General features: G+C 51.2%; 16 protein-coding genes. 12 read left to right on the plus strand and 4 right to left on the minus strand.

The window, feature by feature from the left end:
- Nucleotides 1–83: 83 nt before the first annotated feature.
- From AAC022_RS18720 to AAC022_RS18750, 7 genes are all read left to right on the plus strand, one after another.
- On the plus strand, nucleotides 84–3,227 hold the full coding sequence (locus AAC022_RS18720) for a PSD1 and planctomycete cytochrome C domain-containing protein (protein WP_339733493.1): 3,144 nt from the start codon (nucleotides 84–86) through the stop codon (nucleotides 3,225–3,227).
- 81 nt (nucleotides 3,228–3,308) lie between these two features.
- Nucleotides 3,309–4,769 carry a DUF1501 domain-containing protein gene (locus AAC022_RS18725; protein ID WP_339733495.1) on the plus strand — a complete coding sequence of 487 codons (1,461 nt, stop codon included), beginning with the start codon at nucleotides 3,309–3,311 and terminating at the stop codon, nucleotides 4,767–4,769.
- A 399-nt stretch (nucleotides 4,770–5,168) separates the two neighbouring features.
- On the plus strand, nucleotides 5,169–7,889 hold the full coding sequence (locus AAC022_RS18730; protein ID WP_339733497.1) for a PAS domain S-box protein: 2,721 nt from the start codon (nucleotides 5,169–5,171) through the stop codon (nucleotides 7,887–7,889).
- Nucleotides 7,890–8,050: 161 nt separating this feature from the next.
- Nucleotides 8,051–8,929 carry a DUF1559 domain-containing protein gene (locus AAC022_RS18735; RefSeq protein WP_339733498.1) on the plus strand — a complete coding sequence of 293 codons (879 nt, stop codon included), beginning with the start codon at nucleotides 8,051–8,053 and terminating at the stop codon, nucleotides 8,927–8,929.
- Nucleotides 8,930–9,094: 165 nt separating this feature from the next.
- A complete protein-coding gene (locus tag AAC022_RS18740) occupies nucleotides 9,095–9,802 on the plus strand; it encodes a methyltransferase domain-containing protein (RefSeq protein WP_339733499.1) in 708 nt (235 codons plus the stop codon).
- Nucleotides 9,799–10,962, plus strand: coding sequence for an NAD(P)/FAD-dependent oxidoreductase (locus AAC022_RS18745; RefSeq protein ID WP_339733501.1), 1,164 nt, complete (start codon nucleotides 9,799–9,801; stop codon nucleotides 10,960–10,962). Before AAC022_RS18740 ends, AAC022_RS18745 begins: the two co-directional genes overlap by 4 nt.
- A 28-nt stretch (nucleotides 10,963–10,990) precedes the next feature.
- The gene (locus tag AAC022_RS18750; RefSeq protein ID WP_339733502.1) at nucleotides 10,991–12,094 is read left to right on the plus strand and encodes a type III polyketide synthase; all 1,104 of its coding nucleotides are present in this window, start codon (nucleotides 10,991–10,993) and stop codon (nucleotides 12,092–12,094) included.
- Here the strand turns inward: AAC022_RS18750 and AAC022_RS18755 are convergent.
- The 4 genes from AAC022_RS18755 to AAC022_RS18770 all read right to left on the minus strand — a co-directional run bounded on the left by AAC022_RS18755 (nucleotide 12,091) and on the right by AAC022_RS18770 (nucleotide 16,862).
- Complete coding sequence (locus AAC022_RS18755) at nucleotides 12,091–14,382, minus strand: MMPL family transporter (protein ID WP_339733503.1); 2,292 nt, start codon at nucleotides 14,380–14,382, stop codon at nucleotides 12,091–12,093. The genes AAC022_RS18750 and AAC022_RS18755 overlap by 4 nt on opposite strands.
- Before the next feature lie 74 nt (nucleotides 14,383–14,456).
- Nucleotides 14,457–15,233: a hypothetical protein gene (locus AAC022_RS18760; protein ID WP_339733505.1), complete on the minus strand. Its 777-nt coding sequence runs from the start codon at nucleotides 15,231–15,233 to the stop codon at nucleotides 14,457–14,459.
- Nucleotides 15,234–15,267: 34 nt separating this feature from the next.
- Nucleotides 15,268–16,137, minus strand: a complete 870-nt coding sequence (locus tag AAC022_RS18765; protein ID WP_339733507.1) for a class I SAM-dependent methyltransferase — start codon at nucleotides 16,135–16,137, stop codon at nucleotides 15,268–15,270.
- 59 nt (nucleotides 16,138–16,196) lie between these two features.
- Nucleotides 16,197–16,862, minus strand: coding sequence for a YceI family protein (locus tag AAC022_RS18770; RefSeq protein WP_339733508.1), 666 nt, complete (start codon nucleotides 16,860–16,862; stop codon nucleotides 16,197–16,199).
- Nucleotides 16,863–17,130: 268 nt separating this feature from the next.
- Between AAC022_RS18770 and AAC022_RS18775 the strand changes: the two genes are divergently transcribed.
- The 5 genes from AAC022_RS18775 to AAC022_RS18795 all read left to right on the plus strand — a co-directional run bounded on the left by AAC022_RS18775 (nucleotide 17,131) and on the right by AAC022_RS18795 (nucleotide 24,966).
- Nucleotides 17,131–17,505: a BlaI/MecI/CopY family transcriptional regulator gene (locus AAC022_RS18775; RefSeq protein ID WP_339733509.1), complete on the plus strand. Its 375-nt coding sequence runs from the start codon at nucleotides 17,131–17,133 to the stop codon at nucleotides 17,503–17,505.
- Complete coding sequence (locus AAC022_RS18780; protein WP_339733511.1) at nucleotides 17,502–18,581, plus strand: M56 family metallopeptidase; 1,080 nt, start codon at nucleotides 17,502–17,504, stop codon at nucleotides 18,579–18,581. The genes AAC022_RS18775 and AAC022_RS18780 overlap by 4 nt, the downstream gene beginning before the upstream one ends.
- Before the next feature lie 340 nt (nucleotides 18,582–18,921).
- Nucleotides 18,922–21,162: a DUF1549 and DUF1553 domain-containing protein gene (locus AAC022_RS18785; protein ID WP_339733513.1), complete on the plus strand. Its 2,241-nt coding sequence runs from the start codon at nucleotides 18,922–18,924 to the stop codon at nucleotides 21,160–21,162.
- A 169-nt stretch (nucleotides 21,163–21,331) separates the two neighbouring features.
- Nucleotides 21,332–23,542: a serine protease gene (locus AAC022_RS18790; RefSeq protein ID WP_339733515.1), complete on the plus strand. Its 2,211-nt coding sequence runs from the start codon at nucleotides 21,332–21,334 to the stop codon at nucleotides 23,540–23,542.
- A gap of 2 nt (nucleotides 23,543–23,544) precedes the next feature.
- Nucleotides 23,545–24,966 carry a DUF1501 domain-containing protein gene (locus tag AAC022_RS18795; RefSeq protein WP_339733516.1) on the plus strand — a complete coding sequence of 474 codons (1,422 nt, stop codon included), beginning with the start codon at nucleotides 23,545–23,547 and terminating at the stop codon, nucleotides 24,964–24,966.

Here is a 24,966-nt window from a genome sequence, read left to right on the forward strand (position 1 = left end):
CATTAATGCTTGAAAAATCTTCCGGTGCCTCCTACGATATGAACTCTGATATTGGAAATGAAAAAGTATTGAGGGAGTCTTTGATGACGACTGGATTCGAACGAATTTGTTTGATACTGCTGGTGTTGTTCGGTTTTGCCGGGGCTGTGAATGCTGCCGAGACGGGCCAGCCTGAGAAATTGACCTATGAAGAACACATTCGGCCGATTTTTCGTGCGCATTGTTTTGACTGTCACGGTGCCACCGAAGAGATGAAAGGTGGGCTCGATTTGCGTCTGGTGCGTTTTCTGATCAAAGGGGGCGAATCAGGCGAAGCGATTGTCCCGGGCAAACCGGACGAGAGCAATTTGATCTCCCGCATCGAGAGTGGAGATATGCCGCCGGGAGAAGCGCAGGTTCCTAAAGATCAGATCGAGACACTCAAACGCTGGATTGCAGCCGGAGCGAAAACAAGTCGTCCAGAGCCGGAAACCATTGGACCGGGTTTGGGGATCACTCCGGAAGAGCGAGCCTACTGGGCTTTCCAGCCGATCAAAAGACCGCAGGTTGCTGACGCTACTAAAAAGAATCCCAAGGTCCGCACACCCATTGATGCGTTATTGCTACAGGCGATGCCGGAAGGACTGACGTTCTCTCCGGATGCCGATAAGCTGACATTGATCAAGCGGGCGTATTTTGATTTGACAGGTCTGCCCCCGAATCCAGCAGAACTGCAGCGGGTGCTGTCGAACAATGCGGAAAACTGGTACGAAACGTTGTTAGACGAACTGCTCAAGTCTCCGCATTACGGCGAACGCTGGGCGCGGCACTGGTTAGACGTAGCCGGTTACGCTGATTCCGAAGGCTACACAGTCAAAGATGATGTTCGGCCCTGGTCCTGGAAATATCGGGACTATGTCGTCAAGTCACTCAATACCGGGAAACCTTTTGATCAGTTTATTATCGAGCAGCTTGCCGGGGATGAACTGGTTGGAAAGCGGGAAGGGGATCTCACCGAGCGGCAGATTGAATTATTCACCGCGACCGGATTTTTACGTATGGCCGCTGATGGAACCGGCAGCGGAAAAAATACTCCGGAAGCGCGGAATCAGGTGATTACCGACACAATGAAAATTGTCGGTTCCTCATTGCTCGGCTTGAGTGTTGCCTGTGCGCAGTGTCATGATCATCGCTACGATCCGATTCCTCAATCCGATTATTTTGCGTTGCGCGCTGTTTTTGAGCCGACCTTTGATTGGCAGAAATGGCAAACGCCGCAGCAACGGCGGGTTTCACTCTACACGGCTGCCGACCGGGCGAAAGCCGCGGAAGTCGAAGCAGAAGTCCAAAAAGTGGTGAAGGAAAAGAATGAAAAGCAGGCCAAATATATGGCGGAAGCTTTGGAAAAAGAGTTGACGAAATATGAGCAGCCTCTGCGTGATCAACTGAAGGCTGCCTATCAGACCGAGAAGAAGAAACGCACGCCTGAGCAAGTCGCACTGTTAAAGAAAAATCCGAGCGTGAATATTTCACGGGGTGTGCTCTATCAATACCTGCCTAAAGCTGCGGAAGAGTTGAAAAAATACGATCAGAATATTGCGGCAATCCGCAAGAAAAAACCGGTCGAAGAGTTCTTGCGTGTTGCCATTGAACCCAACAACCATGTGCCGGAAACGAAGTTGTTCCATCGGGGCGATTATCGTCAGCCAAAGCAGACGATCAAACCGGCTGCATTGACTGTGGTTTCGTCGGAAGGTCAACGGCATGAACTGCCTCTCAATGACAGCGCGCTGCCGACAACGGGGCGGCGGTTGGCGTATGCCCGCTGGCTGACGAGCGGACAGCATCCGCTGGTGGCACGTGTATTGGTCAATCGAATCTGGATGCATCATTTCGGTCGTGCGATTGTCGGAACGCCCGGCGAGTTTGGTAAGCTTGGTTCCAGCCCCACGCATCAGGAATTATTGGACTGGCTAGCAGCGGAATTCATGCAGCAGAAATGGAGTCTGAAACAACTGCATCGCACGATTATGCTGTCCACCGCGTATCGTCAGGCGGGCGCGCATGATCCGAGTAAGGAATCAATCGACGCTGACAATCATTACTACTGGCGCAAGCCGATCATTCGTTTAGAAGCCGAAACGTTACGCGATCGCATGCTGGCGGTATCAGGGGTTCTTAACAGAGAGCTGTATGGTGCTCCAGCGGCAATTAAAGAAGACGATTTTGGACAGGTCGTCGTTTCTGGAGGACAGCAGCGGCGGAGTCTGTATATTCAAGCGAGACGCAGTCAACCGGTTGGCATGCTGCAAACCTTTGATGCACCGGTGATGGAAACCAACTGTGAACGACGTTCCAATTCGACCGTCGCGACACAGTCCCTGATGCTGATGAACGGTTCGTTTATCCTTTCTCAAGCCGCGAAACTGACCGACCGGATTATGCGAGAATCGCCCGAATTAACGTCCGAGGCATTAGCCGCGCTACCGGAACTCCCGCCGACTGCGAAGCCGGCCTGGAGTTATGGTTATGGGACGCTTGATGAAATGTCTTCGATAAAAAGTACATTTACCGCACTGCCGCATTGGACCGGATCGAGCTGGCAGGGAGGCGCCAAACTTCCTGATGCGAAACTGGGATGGGTCACGCTGAACGCTGGGGGCGGGCATCCCGCAGGAAAGTATGCTGCGGTCCGTCGCTGGACGGCTCCCGCAGCAGGAACTTTGTCTGTGACAGGCAAGCTGCAACACGGTAGTGCTCATGGGAACGGAGTACGCGGGTTTGTGATTTCCAGTCGTTCTGGTTTGGCTGGTCAGTGGAGCGCCAAGAACAGTGTGGCGGAAACCAAAGTCGCGACGCTGGCAGTACAGCCGGGCGACACGATTGATTTTATTACTGATGCCAACGGCGGCGATGTTGGCTTCGATTCTTTTTCCTGGGGCATGCAACTGACACTGCAACGTGCACAAGGGCCGGCACTCAAGTGGGATTCCGCTGCCGAATTCCGAGGACCGGAACCAGCACAAAAGAGTCTGCCTGCTCAAGCCGTGTATGCGTTTGAATTAACGCTCTGCCGGAAACCAACGCCGGAAGAACTGCAAATGGTTGCTCGTTTTATCGGGAAACAGCTGACCTATCTGCAACAACATCCGGAGCAGATCCCCAAAGGTGTGAGCCCGGCCCGACAGACGATTACCAATCTCTGTCAGGCACTGATGAGTTCGAATGAGTTTTTATATGTTGATTGATGAGTCTCCACTGGTGAATCTCCACGGAGTCATATTTAATTAAAGAGAATCAGACAACGCCTTTTAACAGGTATTTGAATAATGACACAGTATAGCAGACGACAGTTTCTCGCAGAAAACGCAATGGGAATTGGTTCCGTGGCGCTGGCCTGGATACTCAAACAAGAGAATCTGCTGGCCAAGCCGAAGAGTGTTTCTTTAGCGCAACAGCATTTTGATCTGACGCCGAAAACATCGCCGTTCGTTCCGCAGGCCAAAGCGATGATCTCGCTGTTTCAGCATGGTGGGCCCGCGCATATGGATCTGACCGATCCCAAGCCGGAACTCTCGAAATACAGTGGAACGGATTTCAAAGGCGATATTCAATTTAGTTTCGTTAATCAGGCCAGTAAAAAGCTGTTTGGCAGCCCGTGGAAATTCCGCAAACATGGCGAGTGCGGCACTGAGGTATCTGAACTGCTGCCTCATTTGGGTGAGATTGTCGATGATATTTGTCTGATTCGCTCCATGCATACCGGCGCAAACGGGCATGAAGTTTCGATTCGTTATTTTCATGGTGGCATTCCTGGCGTCGTCGGGCGACCAAACCTGGGTTCGTGGCTGGTGTATGGTTTAGGGACCGAGTCACAAAATCTGCCCGCTTATATGGTGCTGACCGATCCGGGCGGGCTTCCCGTAGATGGTGTGACCAACTGGTCAAACGGCTTCATGCCTTCTTTGTTTCAGGGGACCGTTCTGCGTCCGAAGGAGCCTCGGATTTTAAACCTGGATGCGCCGGCGCATTTACGCGGTTCTCTACAGGCACAAAACCTGGAATTGCTGCAGGAATTAAATCGGAAGCATTTCGAAACACATCCGCACGAATCGGATTTAGAAGCACGGATTTCGAGCTATGAACTGGCGGCTCGCATGCAGACATCAGCTCGCGAAGCGCTGGACCTTTCACAGGAAACCAAAGCGACGCAGGAGATGTACGGACTCGATGATCCCAAGACACGCGAATACGGGACGCGGTGTCTGATTGCTCGCCGTCTGGTGGAACGAGGAGTACGATTTATCCAGCTGTTCCATGGAGGGCAGCCATGGGATAACCACAGTAATATTACAACGGGACTGCCCGGGATTTGCGGCCGGACCGATAAACCTTCGGCGGCACTCGTCAAAGATCTGAAGCAACGAGGCATGTTGGAGTCGACGCTGGTTCATTGGGGCGGTGAGATTGGACGACTTCCCGTCACCCAAAGTCACGGCGATGCGAAAAAAGCGGGCCGCGATCATAACGGGCAGGGTTTCAGTATCTGGCTAGCTGGAGGCGGAGTGAAACCGGGCATGACGTTCGGGAAGACCGATGAATTTGGTCATCGCGCTGTCGAGAATGTGGTCACCCCCAACGATTTTCAGGCAACCATCATGCGACTGTTCGGACTTGACTATCAACAGTTGCTCTATCTGCATAACGGCCAGGAGCAGATCATCACCAACGGCCGTCCCGCGAAAGTGGTCTCTCAGATTCTGGAAAACCCTCCTGAGAAGGCGAGTTAGCAGATTACTGTGGAACTGTTTCGAGGTGACTGTTGTCTATCAGGGAGCACTTCGTCAGGCTGATGCCATCAGCATTTCTAAATCACTTCGAGAGGCATCCCCTTTTAAGTCGTCCGGTTATTCCAGTCGTATTGTTTCGTTCGGCTGATGACTTGACTTACAGGGACAATCTGCCCGGATTTCAGTTCTTTGCCTCCACGCATGTTGTCAAGACGCAACCTATTCTATTGATATGGAGGGGAATGTGTTCTCCGGTACTAACGAATACTGAATCGGAATGCGGGTCCATAGACCAAACTGAGGAACGGGATAGACAAAATGGAGAATGGTACAAAACAGCCTGCCCGAATCAATGCAGATGATTCTGTGCCCCTTGTCCCTTTCAAAGAAGCAGTTTCAGTGCGATATCTCTTGATTGTTGCTTTACTGTTATTCCTGCTTCTGCTGATTGACATATCGATACCGCTGGGAGTGGCTTTCGGCGTGCTGTATGTGCTTCTGGTAAGAGACACAATGCGGTCGCTTCGCTGGGAAGTCACATTGATTGTGGCGACAGCCTCCACGGTTCTGACTCTGGCGGGTTTTGCATTATCTCCCAGTGGATCAAACACATGGATAGTTGCCACGAACCGTATCTTGTCCATCATTGCGATCTGGGTGACCGCTTATATCTGCTTCAAGCAAAAGAATGCAGAGAGAGAAAGAATACAAACTGCTTTAAATCTTGCGAGGGTTCAGGAGTGGTCAAAGATAAATTTATCCCATCAGGCGATTCTGGAAAACGTTGTCGATGCCATTATCACGATTACGTCGCAGGGAATTATTCACGCATTTAATGCGGCCGGAGAACGCATCTTCGGCTACACGGCTGAAGAAGTACTCGGTCAGAATATCAAAATGCTGATGCCATCACCTTATCGAGAGGAACACGATGGCTACCTGGCGCGGTATCTGACAACCGGGAAAGAGAAGGTTCTCGGCGGTGGTCGCGAAGTGGTCGGGCAACGTAAGGATGGGAGCACGTTTCCCATCCATCTTTCGGTGAGTCAGGTTTTCATTGAAGAGGACGGTCAAGATGAGGAGATTCTGTTCACCGGAATTGTCCGTGATCTGACGAGTGAAGTTTATCAGAGACAACTCAACGCGGACTATGAGGGGCAAATTGCGGCGATCGGTAAGTCTCAGATGGTGATCGAGTTCGCAATGGATGGGACGATTCTCAAAGTCAACGAAAAATTTCTGGAAACGATGGGTTACTCTCTGGAAGAGGTGATGGGGCAGCATCACAGTATGTTCGTTGATCCTGAAGAGCGTCAAAGTGCTGAGTACGCATTGTTCTGGGAAAAACTGAATCAGGGTGAGTATGTCACTGCCGAGTTGAAACGCATTAATAAGCAGGGGCAGGACGTCTGGATTCAAGCGTCTTACAATCCGATTCTGGACCTGAACGGGAAACCGTGTAAGGTTGTGAAATACTCCGTTGATGTGAGTCAGCAGAAGTTACTCAACGCGGACTACGAGGGTCAAATTGCGGCAATCGGTGAGTCTCAGATGGTGATCGAGTTCGCAATGGATGGAACGATTCTCCAGGCCAACGAGAAATTTCTGGAAACGATGGGATACTCTCTGGAAGAGGTGATCGGACAGCATCACAGTCTGTTCGTTGATCCTGACGAGCGTCAAAGTGCTAAGTACGCATTGTTCTGGGATAAACTGAACCAGGGTGAGGACATCACTACCGAGTTGAAACGCATAAATAAACAGGGTCAGGACGTCTGGATTCAGGCGTCTTACAATCCGATTTTGGATCTGAATGGGAAACCGTGTAAGGTTGTGAAATATTCCGTTGATGTCAGTCAACGTGTTCGCATTGATCAGGCGTTGGGATTAGCAAAACAGGATTTAATACAGGCGAAGGAAGCAGCTGAATTAGCCAATCAATCGAAGAGTGAATTTCTCGCTAATATGAGCCATGAGATTCGAACACCGATGACTGCGATACTGGGGTTTACTGACATTTTGCTCGGCAGCGTGGAGAAATCAGAGGATATCGATTCCGTAAAAACCATTAAACGGAATGGGGAAAGTCTGATCGGCCTGATTAACGACATTCTTGATTTATCCAAAATTGAGGCTGGGAAACTGGATGTGGAGCAAATTAACTGTTCTCCCCGTCAGGTCGTGGCAGACGTTGCTTCATTAATGAGAGTGCGGTCAGTTGCTAAGGGCTTGCTTTTGAATGTCAAGTATGATGGTCCTCTGCCCGAGACCATTTGTTCTGATCCCACCAGACTGCGTCAGGTGCTGATTAATCTTGTCGGAAATGCGATTAAGTTTACAGAAACAGGAACCATTGAAATCGTAGTTCGATTATTGAACAGCAAAGGAGATGAACCCAAACTGCAGTTGGATGTGATTGATAGCGGGATTGGGATACCCGAAGAAAAAATAGAGAAACTCTTTTCACCATTTACACAGGCTGATGGCTCGACAACGCGCGAGTTTGGTGGAACAGGTCTGGGATTGACGATTAGCAAACGACTTGTGGAACTTTTAGGCGGTATGGTTTCTGTTTCCAGCAAAACTGGGGAGGGCAGCACCTTTACTGTGACTATTGCCACCGGGCCGCTAGGTAATGTGAAAATGGTTCAAAGCTCTACCGAATCAATTCTGGAAGAAGACTCGCCGGAAACAGTGGTTGATAACTCGGTGACTCCTCTTCAAAATTACCGAATTCTGTATGCAGAAGATGGTCCCGACAATCAACGGCTGATTAGTTTCATATTGAAAAAAGCGGGAGCAGAGGTCACTGTTGTCGAGAATGGCCAGATCGCTGTGGACGCGGCAGCCAAAGCTGTCGCAGAGGATGATCCATTCGATGTGATTCTGATGGATATGCAGATGCCTGTATTGGATGGTTATGCTGCAACACGGCGACTGCGGAATATAAAATATTCGAAACCAATTATCGCTTTAACGGCTCATGCAATGTCAACAGACCAGCAAAAATGTCTGGATGCAGGCTGTGATGACTATGCCACCAAACCGATTAACCGAAAAAAACTGATTCAGACCATTGCCAGTCATGTCAAACAGGCAAAGGATATCTCCCTGACATAAGCTGTTCTATTCAACTATTTTCGGGTATCGCCCGCGCGAGAAGGCTGATCCCATTTTACCGGAACTGGTCGTGACGGGGTTCCCAAATCTGGTTGACCCTGCTATGTTTCCGCTTCGTGCTTTTTTCGGTTCATAGTCTCCTGTGCATTTAACGCCGGTTTATGAATACTCGCATTATTCGTTTTCGACAGCAGTCTTCCGCTCAGAGACCGGGTTTCACCATTTTGGAACTGTTGGTTGTGATGGCGATTGTAGGGCTGCTCATCGGGTTGATTTTACCCGCTGTGAATTCCGCACGAGAGTCGGCGCGTAAGATTCAGTGCGTGAATCACCTGCACCAGATCGGGACGGCCTTACATAACTACCACGATGTCTATCGCCGATTACCGGCTGGGTGGCGACTCGATGCCTCCAGGGAAACGGCTTTTGGCTGGGGGGCGAGCCTGCTACCCTTTCTAGAACAGGCTAACCTGGCTTCCCTGGTCGATCTTCAGTCATCGGTTAACGCGGCAGGCAATGCCGTGGCGAGAACGATTACCCCGGCATTCTATCGCTGTCCGTCTGACGTAGCCAATGATGGGTTTACTTTGTTTGAAGAACACGAAGGAGGCCATGAAACCTCAGGGCTGCAGTCTCATTCTGTTCTCATTGATCTGCCCAGCGCCAATTATGTGGGCGTGTATGGGACGAGTGATCCGGATGCGATTGCCAGTCAACCGGGCGATGGTTTTTTTGTGGCCAATCGATTTTTCCGCTTTACCGAATTCCGAAATGGTTTAAGCAATATCATCATGGTGGGGGAACGGACCGCGCGGAAACTGCCTTCGACCTGGCTGGGGATTGTGATGGAAGGGGAGGATTCCAAAGGGCGGATGGTTGGATTTGCTTATGCAGGCCCTAATCGACGCGATGCCGACGAATGCGAATTTGACAGCAGGCATCTTGGTTGTGCGAATTTTCTGTGGGGCGACGGACATGTGAAATCGATTTCCGACTCGATTGACGCGCCAACTTATCGGCGATTCGCGACGCGCCACTGAATCTGCCTGGTTGGTTTCAACTGACGTCAGGCGTTCTTGTATTGACAAAAAGTGGGTCGTTCACGATGATTCGTCTCTAATAATACTATATTAATAGTAGTTTTGAGGGCGGCTCAAAACGAAGAGAAATGTGACACTCACAAATCGACGCGAATTGAACAGACTATGAATTTTCAGGTTCGCAAACGAGAACCAGAGTTGATGGATCAGCCAGGCTTGTCTGAGCGGGAGCATGGCAGTGCCTTAAACGGATTACGGCGTGTGAACTGGTGGAGCCGCAGCAGTGTGATTTTATGGCCCTCGATTCAGAAGCTGGCGCACACGGTCGATCAGCGTCCTTTGCGAATTTTGGATATTGCCAGCGGCGGTGGTGATGTGGCATTGGATATTGCGATCAGGGCACAGCGTGCCGGGATTGCGGTCGAAGTGGATGGCTGTGATATCAGCCCTTACGCCGTGAAACATGCTTCGGATCTGGCGGAGCGCATGCAGCTAGATCAAGTTCAATTTTACGAGCGCGATATTCTGCAGGAACCGGTTGACAAGCAGTATGACGTGGTGATGTGCTCGCTGTTTCTGCATCATCTGGAAGAGACGCAAGCTGTGAAGTTATTCAGCATCATGTCACAGGCTACCAGACATCTGGTGCTGGTCAATGATCTACGGCGGTCACGGGTGGGATATTGGCTGGCCTGGGCGGGGTGTCGCTTATTAACCCGTTCTCCGATTGTCCATACCGACGGTCCACTTTCCGTAGCGGGCGCGTTTACGATGGATGAAGCCGCTGGATTAGCCGAGCAGGGTGGCCTGAGCGGATTTCAGATGACGCGACGCTGGCCACAACGATGGCTTCTGGAATGGAGTCGGACATGACTCTGTCCAGTTCGATCAGCATGGCAGATGCCTGCAGCAGAGACTGGGATGTGGTTGTGATTGGTGCCGGACCAGCTGGTACAGTCGCTGCACGCCAGTTGGCACTGCAGAAGCTCCATGTCTTATTGATTGAGCGGAAGGCGTTTCCAAGATACAAAGTTTGTGGCTGCTGTCTGAATCAACGGGCGCTCTCCTCATTGCAGGCGATTGGTTTGGGAGCGATTTGTGAAGACCTTGGTGCGGTTCCGCTGAATTCGTTTCAGATGCGCTTTAACGGACGTGAGGCGACGGTTCCGTTACCTGGTGGACTGGCGATTTCACGGTCTGTATTCGATGAACGGCTTGTGCAGGCTGCGATTGATGAGGGCGTGTGTTTTCTGCCTGAAACAACAGCCATCTTAAAGAACAGCGCAGAACAGGATCAGACGCGTCAGCTGGAGCTGACTCAACAGGGGCAACCATCGGGTGCTGTCTCTGCAAAAATGGTCCTGGCGGCAGATGGGTTAGGGCATCCCAGTCTGCAGCAGTGTGATGACTTTGAGAGCACCGTTTCACAAAACTCTCGATTGGGCGTGGGCGCATTACTGGCGAGTGACGATTTTTCAGAGTATCCGACGGGCGTCATTCACATGGCGATCCATAAGTCTGGTTATGTGGGTCTGGTGCGGGTCGAAGACGGCAGAGTGAATCTGGCGGCGGCGATTGACCGGGATTTTATTAAACAAAGTGGCAGTCCGACCGCGGCGGTGCTGGCGATCTTGCAGGCATCCGGCTTTCCGGCCTTCTCCGAAATCTCTGAAGGGAGTTTCAAAGGAACGATTCCCTTCACCCGCAAAACGCTGCGGCCGGTGGGGAACCGTGTATTTGTGCTGGGGGATGCGGCTGGATATCTGGAACCCTTTACGGGTGAAGGGATGGCGAATGCGATTGCAGATGCCGTTGCCGTCGCACAGATCGCTCCCCGGGGATTGGTGACGTGGGACCATGCTCTTGAACAGGAATGGCTGAAAAAACACCATAAAATTACGGACGGAAGATTATACTGGTGCCGCTGGCTGGCGCTATTATTGCGTCTGCCTGTCGCGGTGGGAATCGGGCTGCGTCTGTTTCATTTGTTTCCGGCAGTGGCGCGGCCTATTGTCGCCCGTTTAAATCATTGAAGAAAATCAAACTTTCACTGAGAATTATATGAGTTTTGAACTACTCGGAATTGGTACGACGACTCCGGAATATTCGATTGAACAGGCAGATGCTGCCGTTCACGCTCAAGAAATGTCTTGTGGTCCGGAAATCACCGATCAGCAACGACGATTGATTCCCATATTGTATCGTCGGGCAGGAGTCAAAACGCGGCATAGTATTCTGCTCGAAAATAGTGCGGATAGTAATCAGGAGCGGCAATCCTTTTATCGTCCCTCAGAATCGGCGCTTGATTATGGGCCTACGACGGCGGACAGAATGCAGGAATATGAAAAACACGCGTCCACACTGGCGATTGCTGCCGTCAGTCAGGCATTAGAAGCTGGAAGTGTGGACGTCGCGGAGATTACGCATCTTGTCACAGTTTCCTGCAGCGGGTTCAGTGCCCCGGGTTTTGATATTCAGTTAATGAAAGAACTCAGTTTTCCCACAACGGTATCGCGCACGCAGGTTGGTTTTATGGGCTGTCATGGTGCATTGAACGGACTACGGGTGGCAAAGGCTTTTACCGATAGCGATCTTGAAGCGTGTGTCGTAGTTTGCGCTGTCGAGCTTTGTACTCTGCACCAGCAGTATGGTTCTTGCCCGGATAAGATTGTGGCCAACGCGCTGTTTGCGGATGGTGCAGCCGCGGTTGTCGGAAAACAGGCAACAGGCAATTCGGGAGAATCCTGGAATTTAGTGGCATCCGGTTCGACGGTGGTTCCTGATTCGGAAGAGATGATGAGTTGGCGCATTGGAAATCATGGGTTTGAAATGACGCTTTCTCCGCAGATTCCGGATTTGATCAATGCCAACTTACGAAGCTGGCTGGAACACTGGCTGGCACAACAGGGATTAACAATTCCAGAGGTCGGCTGCTGGGCCATTCATCCGGGGGGGCCGCGAATTCTGAATGCGGTTGCTGAGGCGGCAGGATTTGATGAATCACTGTTGACGCCGTCGCGTGATATTCTGGCAGAATTCGGCAACATGTCATCACCGACCGTGTTGTTTATCCTGAAGAAATTACAGGCGCAGAACGCAGCATTGCCGTGCGTGATGTTGGGTTTTGGCCCCGGACTGACAATTGAAGCGGCTCTGGTTCGTTAATCATAAATCGAAAACGGCTCTGATTGCGGTTCCACTTGATCCTGTTCTGTCGCCACCGCGAAGAATCGCCCGAGGGGGCTTAACAGGAGCGCGGGTAAGACGATCAGATCCCCCAGTAGCGCCATGAACAGCAGGCCAAACATCATCCAGGCAAAGCGTGATGTGGGGACAAAATTGCTAAATGCAAAGACCAGTAAACCCAAGCCACAGATCAGCGAGGTCTGAATCATCGCGGTGCCACAATGTCGATAGGCATACAGCACGGAATCGACGGCATTAAAACCCGCTTCGAGTCGACGTCGAAAAAACGTCAGATAGTGCAGCGTGTCATCGATGGCAATTCCGAGCGCCACGCTGGCCGTCATTACCGAGCCGATATCGACGGACACGGAGAACCAGCCTAACAGGCCGAAGATCATCAGCGGCGGAAAGACATTCGAGACCATCGAAACCAGGCCGGCGATGATGCCGCCCTGAACGATGGTCATGACGACGGCTATGATCACAAAAGCAAATAGAAAACTTTTAAAGAGATCAACCATTAACTGCCGTTGGATCTCGTGCACTAAAGGCATGATGCCGGTTTGTTGTGTCGAGATGCCGGGCGGAATGGTCTCGTGTGGGCCACGAATCGTTGTTTCCACTTTATTGCCGATCAAGTCCAGATACGCGTTATAATCGGCGTTGTTCAATGAACTGACATACGTGGTAATGCGAAACAGATTGTTTCCCTGCTGTTCTTTCAGATAACCAGCATCTATGAACTGTGGTTTCATTCTCAGCAGAGCTTCGTTGGCGTGGTATTGGAACAGTTCTGTTGAGAGGTTCTCAGGGCGGGGGAACCGTGGCGCAAACGTCATGGTGGAAATCGTTCTATTCAGAGTCTCTGTTTTTTTGAGTTCCTGTTCGATGCGCCAGACGATCAGCAACTGTTCGCGGAACGTCAATTGAGATTCCGGTGTGCAGGTTAAAACGACTTCGATCGGAACCAGGGAGCCCACATGGTCTTCCAGCCAGTGATAGTCCTGCAGGATTTTGCTCTGTGCGGGAAACAGTGTTTCGATGCGGACGGATGTACTCGTTTTGGAAATACCGTAACCGGCGGCTGCCATCGCGACTAGAGAAATACAGGCGACGGGCATATGTCTTTTATTTAAAACGGCTGTTAAATAAAACCAGATGTCATGCCGCACGGTTGGAGGGTTGCCTGACTCTGTTTCTTTGGGAGTCTTTCTTTTGAGAGGCCAGACGGAAAACATGCCTGGGATGAGGGTCAACAGCAAGCCGGTAGTAATCAGAACTCCACAGGCAGCATATCCACCGAACAGTCGGATCGGAGTCAATCTACTGACTAATAAGGATGCGAGTCCAATGGCGGTCGTGCCGGCAGAGAGCAGGCAGGGCAACCAGCCGATTTGAAACGCGTAGGCGGCGGGCTGTTCGATGTTGGGGTCTTTGATGGCATCAAAATAGTAGTTGACCAGATGAATGCCGCCCGCCACCGCCAGAACCTGAATCAAGGGAGGCAGGACGATCAGGAGTGCGGTAATGCTTTCTCCGCTAAAATGAATGAGGGCTAAGGTGATTCCCTGAGCCAGTAGCGAAAGCCCAAACACCAATAGCGCCGCCCGGAACGAACGCAGACAGATCCAGCAGATCAAAAGCACAATCAATGTGGAAGGGAGTACAAACTGGTCCAGCGAATCTTTGCTGGCGAGATCAATTTCCAGGCCATCAATGATCGGACCTGCCAGATGATATTGATCGGCGTCCAGTTGACAGTGCTGCTGTAACGCGGAGCGAATGGACTCGACCAGTGTTTTTCGTTTCTGTAACCCATCTGGTGTAAAACTGACGATGAGGCAGGAGGTCTTCCCATCTGCGCCGATGAATGTGCCCTCTAGTCTGCTGTGAACTTCCTCAGTAGTCAGTCCCATCTGGGGAGAACTCAGGGAGCGATATAATTCGCGTCCCGAAATGACGCGTTCAAAATACCACTGCTGCTGGGCATCCTGAAAATCGGTTGCGGTGCGCAGGGCTTTGACAAACCGGTCCAGATCGGGATTATCAATCGTGCAGCCAGGCCAACTGATGATGACGGTATCACTATTGCCAAACTGTTGGCAGAATTGATCGTAATCAGAACGAGCCGGGAATGCAGAGGTGACCCAGTCGAGGGGCGAGTTGACTTTGGTCTGCATCGCCTGCGAAGCGCCATAGCCGATCAAGGGGAGCAGCAGGAGCAGGTAACTTACCAGTAACCAGAACCGTCTTCGGTTAATCGACATGCAGAGCGAACTTTAAGCTAGCTGAAAGTATGAAAATAAGGAATCGAATGCTGACCGGGTTCTGCTCTCGTTCTTCAGACGCTGGTTTTTTCTGGAGTTCTGACGCGCTCCAGAGTTTTGACGGGAACCGGTTTCGATTTCCGTTTTCCCAGAGGACCGAAAAAAATGAACGGATAGCCGGGAACTTTCGATTGATAGTCCCGATACGGTTTTCCAATATAAAACAGGAGTCGTTGATCTTTCAGGTAACTTCCCAGGAAAATATATGCGGTCCAGATGCCGGTCAGAATCGCCCGGTCGAGCGTCATGACGGGGGTGAACCAGAGTAAGCCCATAAAGCTCAAATAGACGGGATGTCTCATGCAGCAATACAAGCTGCGCGGATTGAACTCGCGTCTGGGAATTGGTTTTCTACGTAACCAGAACCACCACTGGGTCAAACCAGTCTGGTAGCCTAAGCCTGTGAGGTTAAGGCTATAGAGTAAAGTCAGCCAGGAGCCGTAAAATCCGCCGGTCATTAGTCCGTTGGCTGCGCCCTCGAAATGCCAGAGTTCCACCGGACTGCTGCGCCAGCAGAACGCGGTGAATAAGATTCCCAGGCATGTTTGCAGGCAAAACAGAGAACCGTAAAACGGAGAGGGGAGCCAGCGCGTGATCTGACTGCGGATTTTGGGATAGAGTAGCAGGCTATGTCCTACAGCGAACTGGAGTGCGAGGACGACATCAATCCAGAGGAACCCGACGGCGTGATGGCGATAGCCTTCTTTGAGGAACCAGAACAGATGCCATACCATGAACAGGAACAGAAACTGTGTAGCCAGTCCAAATGTGATTCCAACGAAGCGTCGCATCCCTGCATCCTCGTAATCGTCGTAGCAAATTTCATTATAATGGTTTTCGGGCTATGAAGCATCCATACTGCATTGCACCTGTTTTATACGCTTTTAAAATGGTTTCAAATCGATCCAGGAACATTACAGTATCCCGATCAATCAACCGTGCCAGCCAGCGAACGCCGGTTTTCTGCACGCGTTGCTGGCAGATTTCCCAGGTCTGTGAGACCCGGTTGGTCCAGTTATGATGCTCCTGGAATTCCAGTCCCGCATTTTCCATCCAGGACTGATAATCTTCCGCGCTTCCCAGAGAAGGGCAGAAGAAGCCTTCGCAGACATCGTAGACCTGCTGAACGGCGTCTTCGTTTTCCAGGTGATCACCGGCCAGCCACGCACAAATTGCCATGCGACCGCCGGGGCGTAACCAGGATGCGGCCTTTTGGAAGAAGGCCTGTTTATCAAACAGATGTTCGGTGCATTCGATACTCCAGATAACATCGAAGGATTCCGGCGGGAACTCCGCGGTTTCCGCGTCCTGGCAGAGAAATTGTGTGTTACGATGTTGCCCGCGCCAGCGCGATTCCAGGGCGGCCCAGCGCTTTTGAACCGGGCTGAGTGTGATTCCGGTTACCTGGCAGCCGAACGTTTTTGCGAGATGCATTGAGGATCCGCCCATCCCACAACCGACGTCGAGCAGACTTTCGTCAGACTGAACGTCGATGAATTCAGCAAGCGTCTCGGTCAATTGTTGCTGTGCGATGGCTGACGTATTTCCATAGTCAGATAGTTCGAGCGCGGCATTGCTGTTTTCTTTCCATAAGCCGTGGTGAATATGCCGCCCCCAGAGTAAACGGTAAAACAGCGTGGTTAAGTTATAGTGGCTGCGAATCACATCTTTTTGTACGGTGGGGCAACTAATCATTTGAAGAGACCAAGTTCATGATATGAAAGAGATGGCAGTGAAAATGGTAAAGCAGACCGTTATCTGGCAATGTCGAGTTCGCCGTAGATTTTCAGTTCATCTGTAATCCCCACGGCACCAAAGGCTTTACTGTAGGGAGTGATGCCAAAATGAGTCTGCTTGATGGTAAAGCTGGTTCGCACATGGTTCTGATGCTTCTTTTCCGTGACTTCGGCAATCAGCCGCTGGTTTCGCGTGACGCCATGCAGGGTGAACTTGCCATCCAGCTGATAGAATGATTTTCCCGTGGGAGCATTTTGTTTGACGGGGACTGCCGACGTAATTTCAAATGTGGCGGTCGGGTACTTGCGGACATTCAACACACTGCTGCCCAGCATATTCGCGTTCACGTCCTTTTGCGTTGAGGCAGAGGTTGCCCCTTTCAGGCCGATATATTTTCGTGCTTCCGCCGTATCTGCTTTCCAGGTGGTCATATCAAATACAATTTTGCCAGCATTGCTTCTGGCTCCCAGATTCAGAGATCCCGCTTTGATTTCTCCGATCACGGCATGTTCGTGACCAAAGCCGGTTTTGCCGACGAAGGTGTAGACCCTGCTTGTTTTTGTATCAATTTCACCTGTTGCCACCTGTGCTTGCACGTTGGCGGAAAGACTGAAACTGAGAAAAACGAAACCTGTGATCAGCAGGCAATACTTGCGTGGAATATTTGCTAACCGGGGTGACATCTGACGAATCCTTGTCTGTTTTTATATCTTTTATATCTGATTTGCAGTTTGGTTTTGTGGATTCTGAAATCCCCTCTCTTGTGAGGCGAATTTTAACAACTACAGTTATAGTAGTAAATGCCGGTTTTTCAAAATATGGGTCAGCCGGTAAAGTCAACTGTTTCGCGGACGGCGTGGAAATGTCCTGACAATCAGGTTTGCAGGGGGAGTGGGAATCGCTAAAATCAGCTCGCAGAAATATTTACGGTTTTCGTTAGATAGGGCCAATGTGAAAGATTATCGACTCACTCACTACGAATTGGAATTGATGGGGGTGATCTGGGAACTGGAAGAGGCAAGCGTGCAGGATGTGTGTGATGCCTTGCCGCGTGATCTGGCTTACACGACCGTGATGACGACGCTCAGTCTACTGGCGCAGAAGAAAAAAGTGTTGAAGCGAATCAAGCGTGGTCGCGCCTATATCTATCAACCGGCTGTAACACGTGAGGAAGTGTCTCAATCGATGCTGGGGCAGTTGAAACAGGTTCTGCTGGGAGATTCTCTGCCGACGCTGATGTTAAATCTGCTGGAAAATGAGAATATGTCAGAGGATGATATCACTGCTCTCAAGAGTGCGATCAATAAACTGGAGTCCAACGAATGACGCCAGCCGGTTTTCTGGAAACGATCGCATCCCTCTCGCTGCAGTCAGCAGTTCTGATTGGCGTGATCGGGGCATTGACATTTCGGAACAGAAAATCGCAGTCGGCCCATCGGATGTGGGCCTTCTGTCACATGTTGTTACTCCTGCAGTTTCTGTTGGCATTCGGAGTGCCGCATCCTCGATTGTTTTCACCCAGCCTGATTGAATATGGCGGATACTTCGAATCCGTTCAGAATGTGGAGTCGGGACTCGGCCAGATCCTGATGGTGATCTGGCTGGCTGGCGTTTCGGTTTCACTGGGCTTGCTGGTGTTAGGAACCACTCAAACGGTACGAATTCTCAGACGTTCAAAACCGATCGAAGAGAAACCGCTGACCGATCAGCAATGCCTGCACAAAGGTGGTAAGCCGATCTTATTGTTAAGCAGCGAGGAAACACATACGCCGTTTTGCTGGCAGATACATCAGCCTGTGATTGTGCTGCCGCGTCCGACTCTTTCTTTGTCTGCAGACGAACTGGCGATGATCATTCGACATGAGACAGAGCATCTCCGGGCAGGCCATCCCCTGCATTTGTTTCTGCAACGACTGGTGGAAGCGGTTTTCTGGTTTCATCCGCTGGCCTGGTGGAGTTCACGTCAGGCGGTCTATAGCAGAGAGTTTTATTGTGACAACCAGTCGGTACACAGCAGCAGCGAGGCTCTAATCTATTTGAAAAGTCTGCTGCACTTTGCCGAGCAACAGAAACAGGGCTGGAATTCCTTATCGGCGGGATTTGTTTTCCGGAACAGTCCCAGCCTGATCCAGCAACGTGTGAGCCGTTTGACAAACCGTGACTGGTCAACTTCCTCGGGGATGACTGCAGGGATGACTGTGGATCGATGGCGTATTTCCGTGGTCCTGATCACGGCTCTACTGTCGCTATTGTTATGGATTCCCCTGAATGTCTCTGCGTCGAATCGCTCGTTCTGGTCTCCCTGGCCAAGTTGGTCCACTCATGTCCTGCATTCGATGGGGATACCGGCCCGGGATTACGAAATCGATGGGCATCGCCTGCGGCCGCATGATCATTATTGAAAACTGCGATTGTGCGGATTGCGTAAAGAAATCCCGGTTCTTCTGTTTCAGGTCCGTCGCAAAACGGGAACCTGAATGATCAGGCCTGTATTCTCACTCTCTGTCGCGCCGCTTGTCTCTGGTGCAGCTCACAGTGGCAGCTCACAGTGGCGGACGAATGGGACGAGGTTTGACGGGGACTAGAAAATCTCGAGCGGTGGTGTTCTAATGTTCGTGTGGTTGGGCACTAAATAAAACTTAAATATTGACAATCGAAGTTCACAATAGTAAAGTTTTATATAAGAAACAGCGATATTTACGCATACCCTCCTTCATCATTCCCACCTCAAATAGAATCGACATGAATACATTGCATAATGCTGCTGCACCACGTCTGTTCTTTCGTCGTCATCTCTATGTTGTAATCGTCACACTCATTAGTAGTGGTACGGCGATGGCAGAAGAGGCGAAAACTCCTGTCAGCTTTGTGAACGATGTGGTTCCGGTGCTGACGAAGGCCGGTTGTAACATGGGGACCTGTCACGCCAAAGCGGGTGGGGGACAGAATGGTTTTCAACTTTCCCTGTTGGGCTTTGAAACGCTGGATGATTATGACAGCCTGGTGAAAGAAGGGCATGGTCGACGTCTCTTTCCTTCTGTGCCAACCAAAAGTCTGCTCCTCATGAAAGCTTCGGGAGAGACGCCTCATGGCGGAGGAAACAAGCTTCCTCGCGGATCAGAAGGGTATGAAGTGATCCGAAAGTGGATTGAGCAGGGAGCCAGCTATGCCACCGGCAAAGAGCCGACATTGGAATCAGTGGAAGTTCAGCCAGAACGCGGACTGGTCCAGATGGGTGAAGAGCAGCACCTGAAAGCGATCGCCAAGTATTCGGATGGCAGCGTGCGTGACATTACTCGCCTGGCGCTATTCGAGTCGAATATCAAAAACATGGCAGACGTCTCTGAAGAAGGTGTAGTGCAAGTTCACGACATTCCGGGGAAAGTCGCCGTGATGGTGCGATATCAGGGTAAAATTGCCGTGTTTACCGCTGCGATTCCTCTGGGAGCACCGATTCAAAGTGTGCCGGCTGAAAAGAATTTTATTGATCAGTATGTGTTTGCGAACTTGAAAGAGCTGGGGATTCCGCCATCACCTGTTTGTGATGACGCGACGTTTCTGCGGCGGGTGACACTCGATATTTGCGGGCGGTTTCCAACCAAGAAGGAGACCGAAGCATTTCTGACGAGTACTGACCCCAAGAAACGGGATCAGGTAGTAGAAACGCTGTTACGCAGTCCAAACTATGCTGACTACTTCGCATCCAAGTGGGCTCCGGTACTCAAGAACCGTCGCGATGCAGCCAGTGATATTACTTCGAACTTTGCATTCCATGCCTGGATTCGGGATAGCCTGCTGGCGAATGTGCCTTACGATCAACTGGTGCGTGAACTGCTCGGCGCGACCGGGACGGTTGTCGCGAATCCACCCGTTGCCTGGTATAAGCGGGTCAAAGATCCGAAAGCGCAGCTGGAAGATATTGCCCAGTTATTCCTGGGAGTGCGAATGCAGTGTGCCCAGTGTCATCATCATCCGTTCGAACGCTGGAGCCAGGATGACTATTACAGTTTCGCTGCCTTCTTTTCCCAGATTGGCCGCAAGCCAACGGGAACTCGTGGCGAGGATTTGATTTTTCATCAGCGTGGACTCGCACAGGCGAAGAATGTGAAATCGGGTGAGATGTTGAAGCCAGTCGCTCTGGGAGATGATGTGGGCGCGATTTCACCTGATGAAGATCCGCGGCTGCGTTTGGGGAACTGGATGAGTTCCAAAGAGAACCCATTTTTCGCCAAAGCGCTGGTCAACCGATATTGGAAACACTTTTTCAAACGAGCTCTGATTGAACCGGAAGATGATATTCGTGATACCAACCCTCCATCCAACCCGGAATTAATGGCGGCTTTGGAAGCACACTTTATCAGCTCCGGCTACGATTTGAAAAAACTGATCAAAGCGATCACGCAGTCAAATACCTATCAACTGAGTTCGATGCCGAACGAGTACAATTTGCTCGATCGCCAGAATTATTCCCGCTTTTATCCCCGCAGGTTACAGGCAGAAGTCTTACTGGATTCGATTGACCAGTTGACCGGATCGACGACCACGTTTGCCAACCTGCCTCCCGGCACACGTGCCATCTCCTTGCCGGATAACAGCTACACGAAGTCATCGGCGTTTCTGAAAGTCTTTGGGCGTCCCAACAGTGCCAGTGTTTGTGAGTGCGAGCGGATTCAGTCTTCCAGCCTCGCCCAGAGCTTGCATCTGATCAATTCAAGGGAAGTCAAGTCGAAACTGGCGAACGGCAGCGGTCGTGCTGCCCAGTTGGCCAAGTCGGAAAAAACGATTGAGGAAAAAATCGGCGAATTATACTTCACGGCGTTTGCACGCAAACCCAAACCAGAAGAACTGACGATAGCGCTGGAATACCTGACCGAACCTGATGCGAAAACGAAGTCAGGTCAAAAGAAAAAACCAACCAATAAAGACTATCAGGATTTGATCTGGGCTTTGATGAATACCAAAGAATTCCTGTTTAATCACTAAGCAGATGATGAACGCTCTGTTCCTGAAAACAGGGTGAGTCTTTCGTTGTCACACAAAATGCTGTCACACAAAATATTTTACAACCTTATTGACCAGAGGCCTGGAATCTATGAGACATCTTCGACCGCAATCCTCTCTCGTTGTGGGATTCTTTATTCTGGTATGTTGTGTGAGTTCTTCGACGGCGCTGGCACAGCTTGTCTGTCTGCCTGCACCGCGGTTACTGACCACGATGCCGATGGGGGGACAGGTTGGGACCAGTGTGGATATCAAAATTGCGGGTGAAAATATCGAACCCGGCGACGAACTCAGTTTTTCGAATCCGGCGATTACCGCGAAACCCAAGCTCGGAAAAGATGGCTTGCCTGTTTCCGGTCAATATGTCGTGACCATCGCGAAAGATTGTCCGCCGGGGATTCATGAAGCCCGCGTGATGACGCGACTCGGCATCTCTTCCACGCGTGCATTTAATGTGGGTGCGCTTCCCGAAGCGACTCAAACCAAGGCGAATACATCGTTAGAGACTGCTATGAAGTTGGATTTGAATTCCATCTGTAATGCCGTGATGACGAAGCAGAAGGTGAATTTCTATACCTTTGATGCAAACAAAGGGCAACGCATTATTGTTGACTGTGCCGCAAAAGGCATCGATTCCAAGCTCAACCCGGTTGTGATTATTGCGGATGAGCAGGGAATGGATCTGCAGGTGGAACGACGCGGTGGCATGCTCGATTTTCAAGTTCCCGAGACCGGAAAGTACGTAGTTAAGTTGCACGGCTTGACGTATGATGGTGGTCCACATCATTTTTATCGACTGGCGTTGAAAAATGTCGGCAAGGGTGAAGTGGTCGCTCGGATGCCCTCGATTCAAAAGGTGAGCGCCTTTTCCTGGCCGCCCGCAGGTCTTACAGACAAAGCAATTCAACCAGAGGCAGAACCCAATAATCAGCATGCTCAGGCACAAAAAATTACGCTGCCTTGTGATATTACGGGTAATTTCTTTCCTGCAGCCGACGTCGATACCTTTGAGTTTACTGCGAAGAAGGGAGATGTCTGGTGGGTGGAAGTGGCTTCCGAACGGTTGGGGCGTCCCACCGATCCCTCGATTGTCGTGCAGCTTGTCAGCGGACAAACACCCAATGAGAAAATAACCGATGTGGTCGAACTGAGTGACATTTCGAGTCCCGTGAAAGTTTCCAGTAACGGTTACTCGTATGATGGCCCCCCTTACAACGCGGGCTCATCGGACATTCTTGGTAAAGTTGAGATTAAGCAGGATGGGCTATATCGACTGCAACTGCGAGATCTGTTTGGTGGTACTCGGAATGATCCCAAAAATATTTACCGTCTGGTGATTCGAAAAGCGACCCCCGATTTTGCTCTTATCGGATGGGCCTTGCATATGAACCTGCGAAATGGTGACCGCAACGCACTGTCGAAACCAATTGCACTGCGTGCAGGGGCGACAATGCCGATCGAAGTCGTTGTGGTTCGCCGCGACGGTTTTGATGGTGAGATCGAGTTGTTCATGGATAATTTACCCAACGGTGTGACCGCTGCCGGATTGAAAATTCCCAAAGGCAAGTCGCGTGGGATCGTGGTGGTGAGTGCTGAAGGAAGTGCCCCTCGTGGTTTAACCAGCGCTCAGTTTTTCGGACGAGCTACGATAGACGGCAAAGAAGTAACTCGCACTTGCCGAATGGCTTCGATGCAATGGCCGGTCAAGAATGCCTGGAGTGAAGTCCCCAGCCCGCGTTTGATGGCAGATGTGCCTGTTTCCGTCAGCAACTCGGAACTGGCTCCGATCACGATTTCTCCTGCCGAAAACAAAGTGTGGGAAGTGACTGCGGGTGAGAAGTTGACGCTTCCATTAACTCATGAGCGTCGGAGTGACTTTTCTGGTGCCAATATCACCTTGAAGACATATGGAGCGGGTTTCGAGAAAGTGCCCGCCTTCGATGCGCCTTTAACAGCTGATAAATCACAGGCGGTTCTCGATTTAGCCGCATTGAAAACACCCCCCGGCGAATACAAGATCGCCTTTTATGGCTATGCGGTTGTGAAGTATCAGGAAAATCTGGAAGCGGTGGCGGCAGCGAAAACTGCGTTGATGCAGGCGAAGCAGGATGCGGAAGGACTGGCTACGGAAGCGAAAAAACTGGCCGAGATCGCAAAAACCGCACCGGATGCTCAGCGGAAGAACTCAGAAACGGCTGCTAAAGCGGCTGCTGAAAAAGCAAAAACGGCTCAGGCAAGTATTGCAACAGCCGATAAACAATTAAAGAGCGCCGCTGCGAAAGCCAGGCCCAAAGATATTGTTGATATCATTGTTTCCACGCCGATAACAATTCGAGTCAATCCAGCTAAGAAGGCGAAATAGAGATGACAGATCCGTTTAACGCTTCATCGATCACTCCCTGTCCCGGCCCCGAGAACCGGCGCGGGTTCCTCAAAATGGGCCTGGCGGGATTTGCATCACTGACTCTTCCTGGAATCATGCGGCTGCAGGCGGCCAGTCCTGTGCAGAACAAAAAGAAAAAGGCCGTCATCATGGTCTGGCAGCCGGGTGGTTGCTCGCACATTGATACGTACGATCCCAAGCCCAATGCACCCCGTGAGTATAGCGGCCCGTTCGGAACGATTCCCACCAATGTACCCGGCATCAACTTTTCCGAGTTACTGCCGATGCAGGCGAAGATTGCCGATAAATTTACGGTTCTGCGGTCAATGCGTCATGGCAGTCCCGGTCACCCGGCTGGAACATTGCGGATGCTCACCGGGGATCCTGATACGCGTGACAAGGAAATTCCCAAGTATCCCGACTGGATGTCGGTCACGAACTACCTGCGTTCAAAAGAAGGTCCTCGGAAAAATCCTTTGCCACCCTATGTGGGAGTGAATTTTTCATCTCAGCGAGTCGGGCCCGCTTATCTGGGCGATGCTTACGGGCCGTTTACGGTTTCTGGTGATCCCAATAAGCCTAATTTCGTGGTGCCTAATATTGGCTTGTCGAATGCTGCGGAAGTCAAACAGCTGGATCGACGCGCGACGTTGCGTCAGAAACTCGATACACTCGAGCGTTCTTTCGATCAGGCAGGCGAACTGCAGGCACTAGATGAGTTTGAAACTCAGGCGATGACTCTGTTGACGAATCCCAAAACCAAAGATGCCTTTGATTTGACCCAGGAAGATGATCGCACGCGTGATCGTTACGGCCGGAATAGCTGGGGTCAGCAATTGCTGATGGCGCGCCGTCTGGTGGAAGCGGGCGTGGATGTGCTCTCGACCAGCCTCAGTGGCCCGTTATGCGGACGAGTGAATAACTGGGATGACCATGCGGTGAATCATCATGTGTTCGATGCCATGCGTTTTCGTTCTAAGGCCTACGATCAGGCGGTGTCTGCGCTGATTGAGGATATCTATGAGCGCGGTCTGGACGAACGGGTGCTGGTGGTCGTCACCGGAGAATTCGGCCGGACTCCCAAGATCAACTATCAACCCAGTACGGGGGCCGGCAATGCGAGTGCCCCGGCAGGGACCAAGCAGCCTGGCCGTGATCACTGGGCACGGGCCTTTTCCAATATCTGGGCCGGTGGCGGTATCGAAACCGGGCGTTTCATTGGTGCGACTGACAAGTTCGGTGAAGACTCGATCGAGCGGATCTGTGGTGCCGGCGATTTCCTGGCGACGATCTATCATCATTTGGGAATCGATGCTGCCAACGTCCTGATCGAGGATTTCAATGGTCGTCCGACGCCGATCATTGCGGATCAGGGAAAACCGATTCGGGAGCTGGTCGGCTAA

Origin of the sequence: uncultured Gimesia sp. (genome assembly GCF_963976445.1) — a bacterium.
In the GTDB taxonomy this organism is placed as follows: domain Bacteria; phylum Planctomycetota; class Planctomycetia; order Planctomycetales; family Planctomycetaceae; genus Gimesia.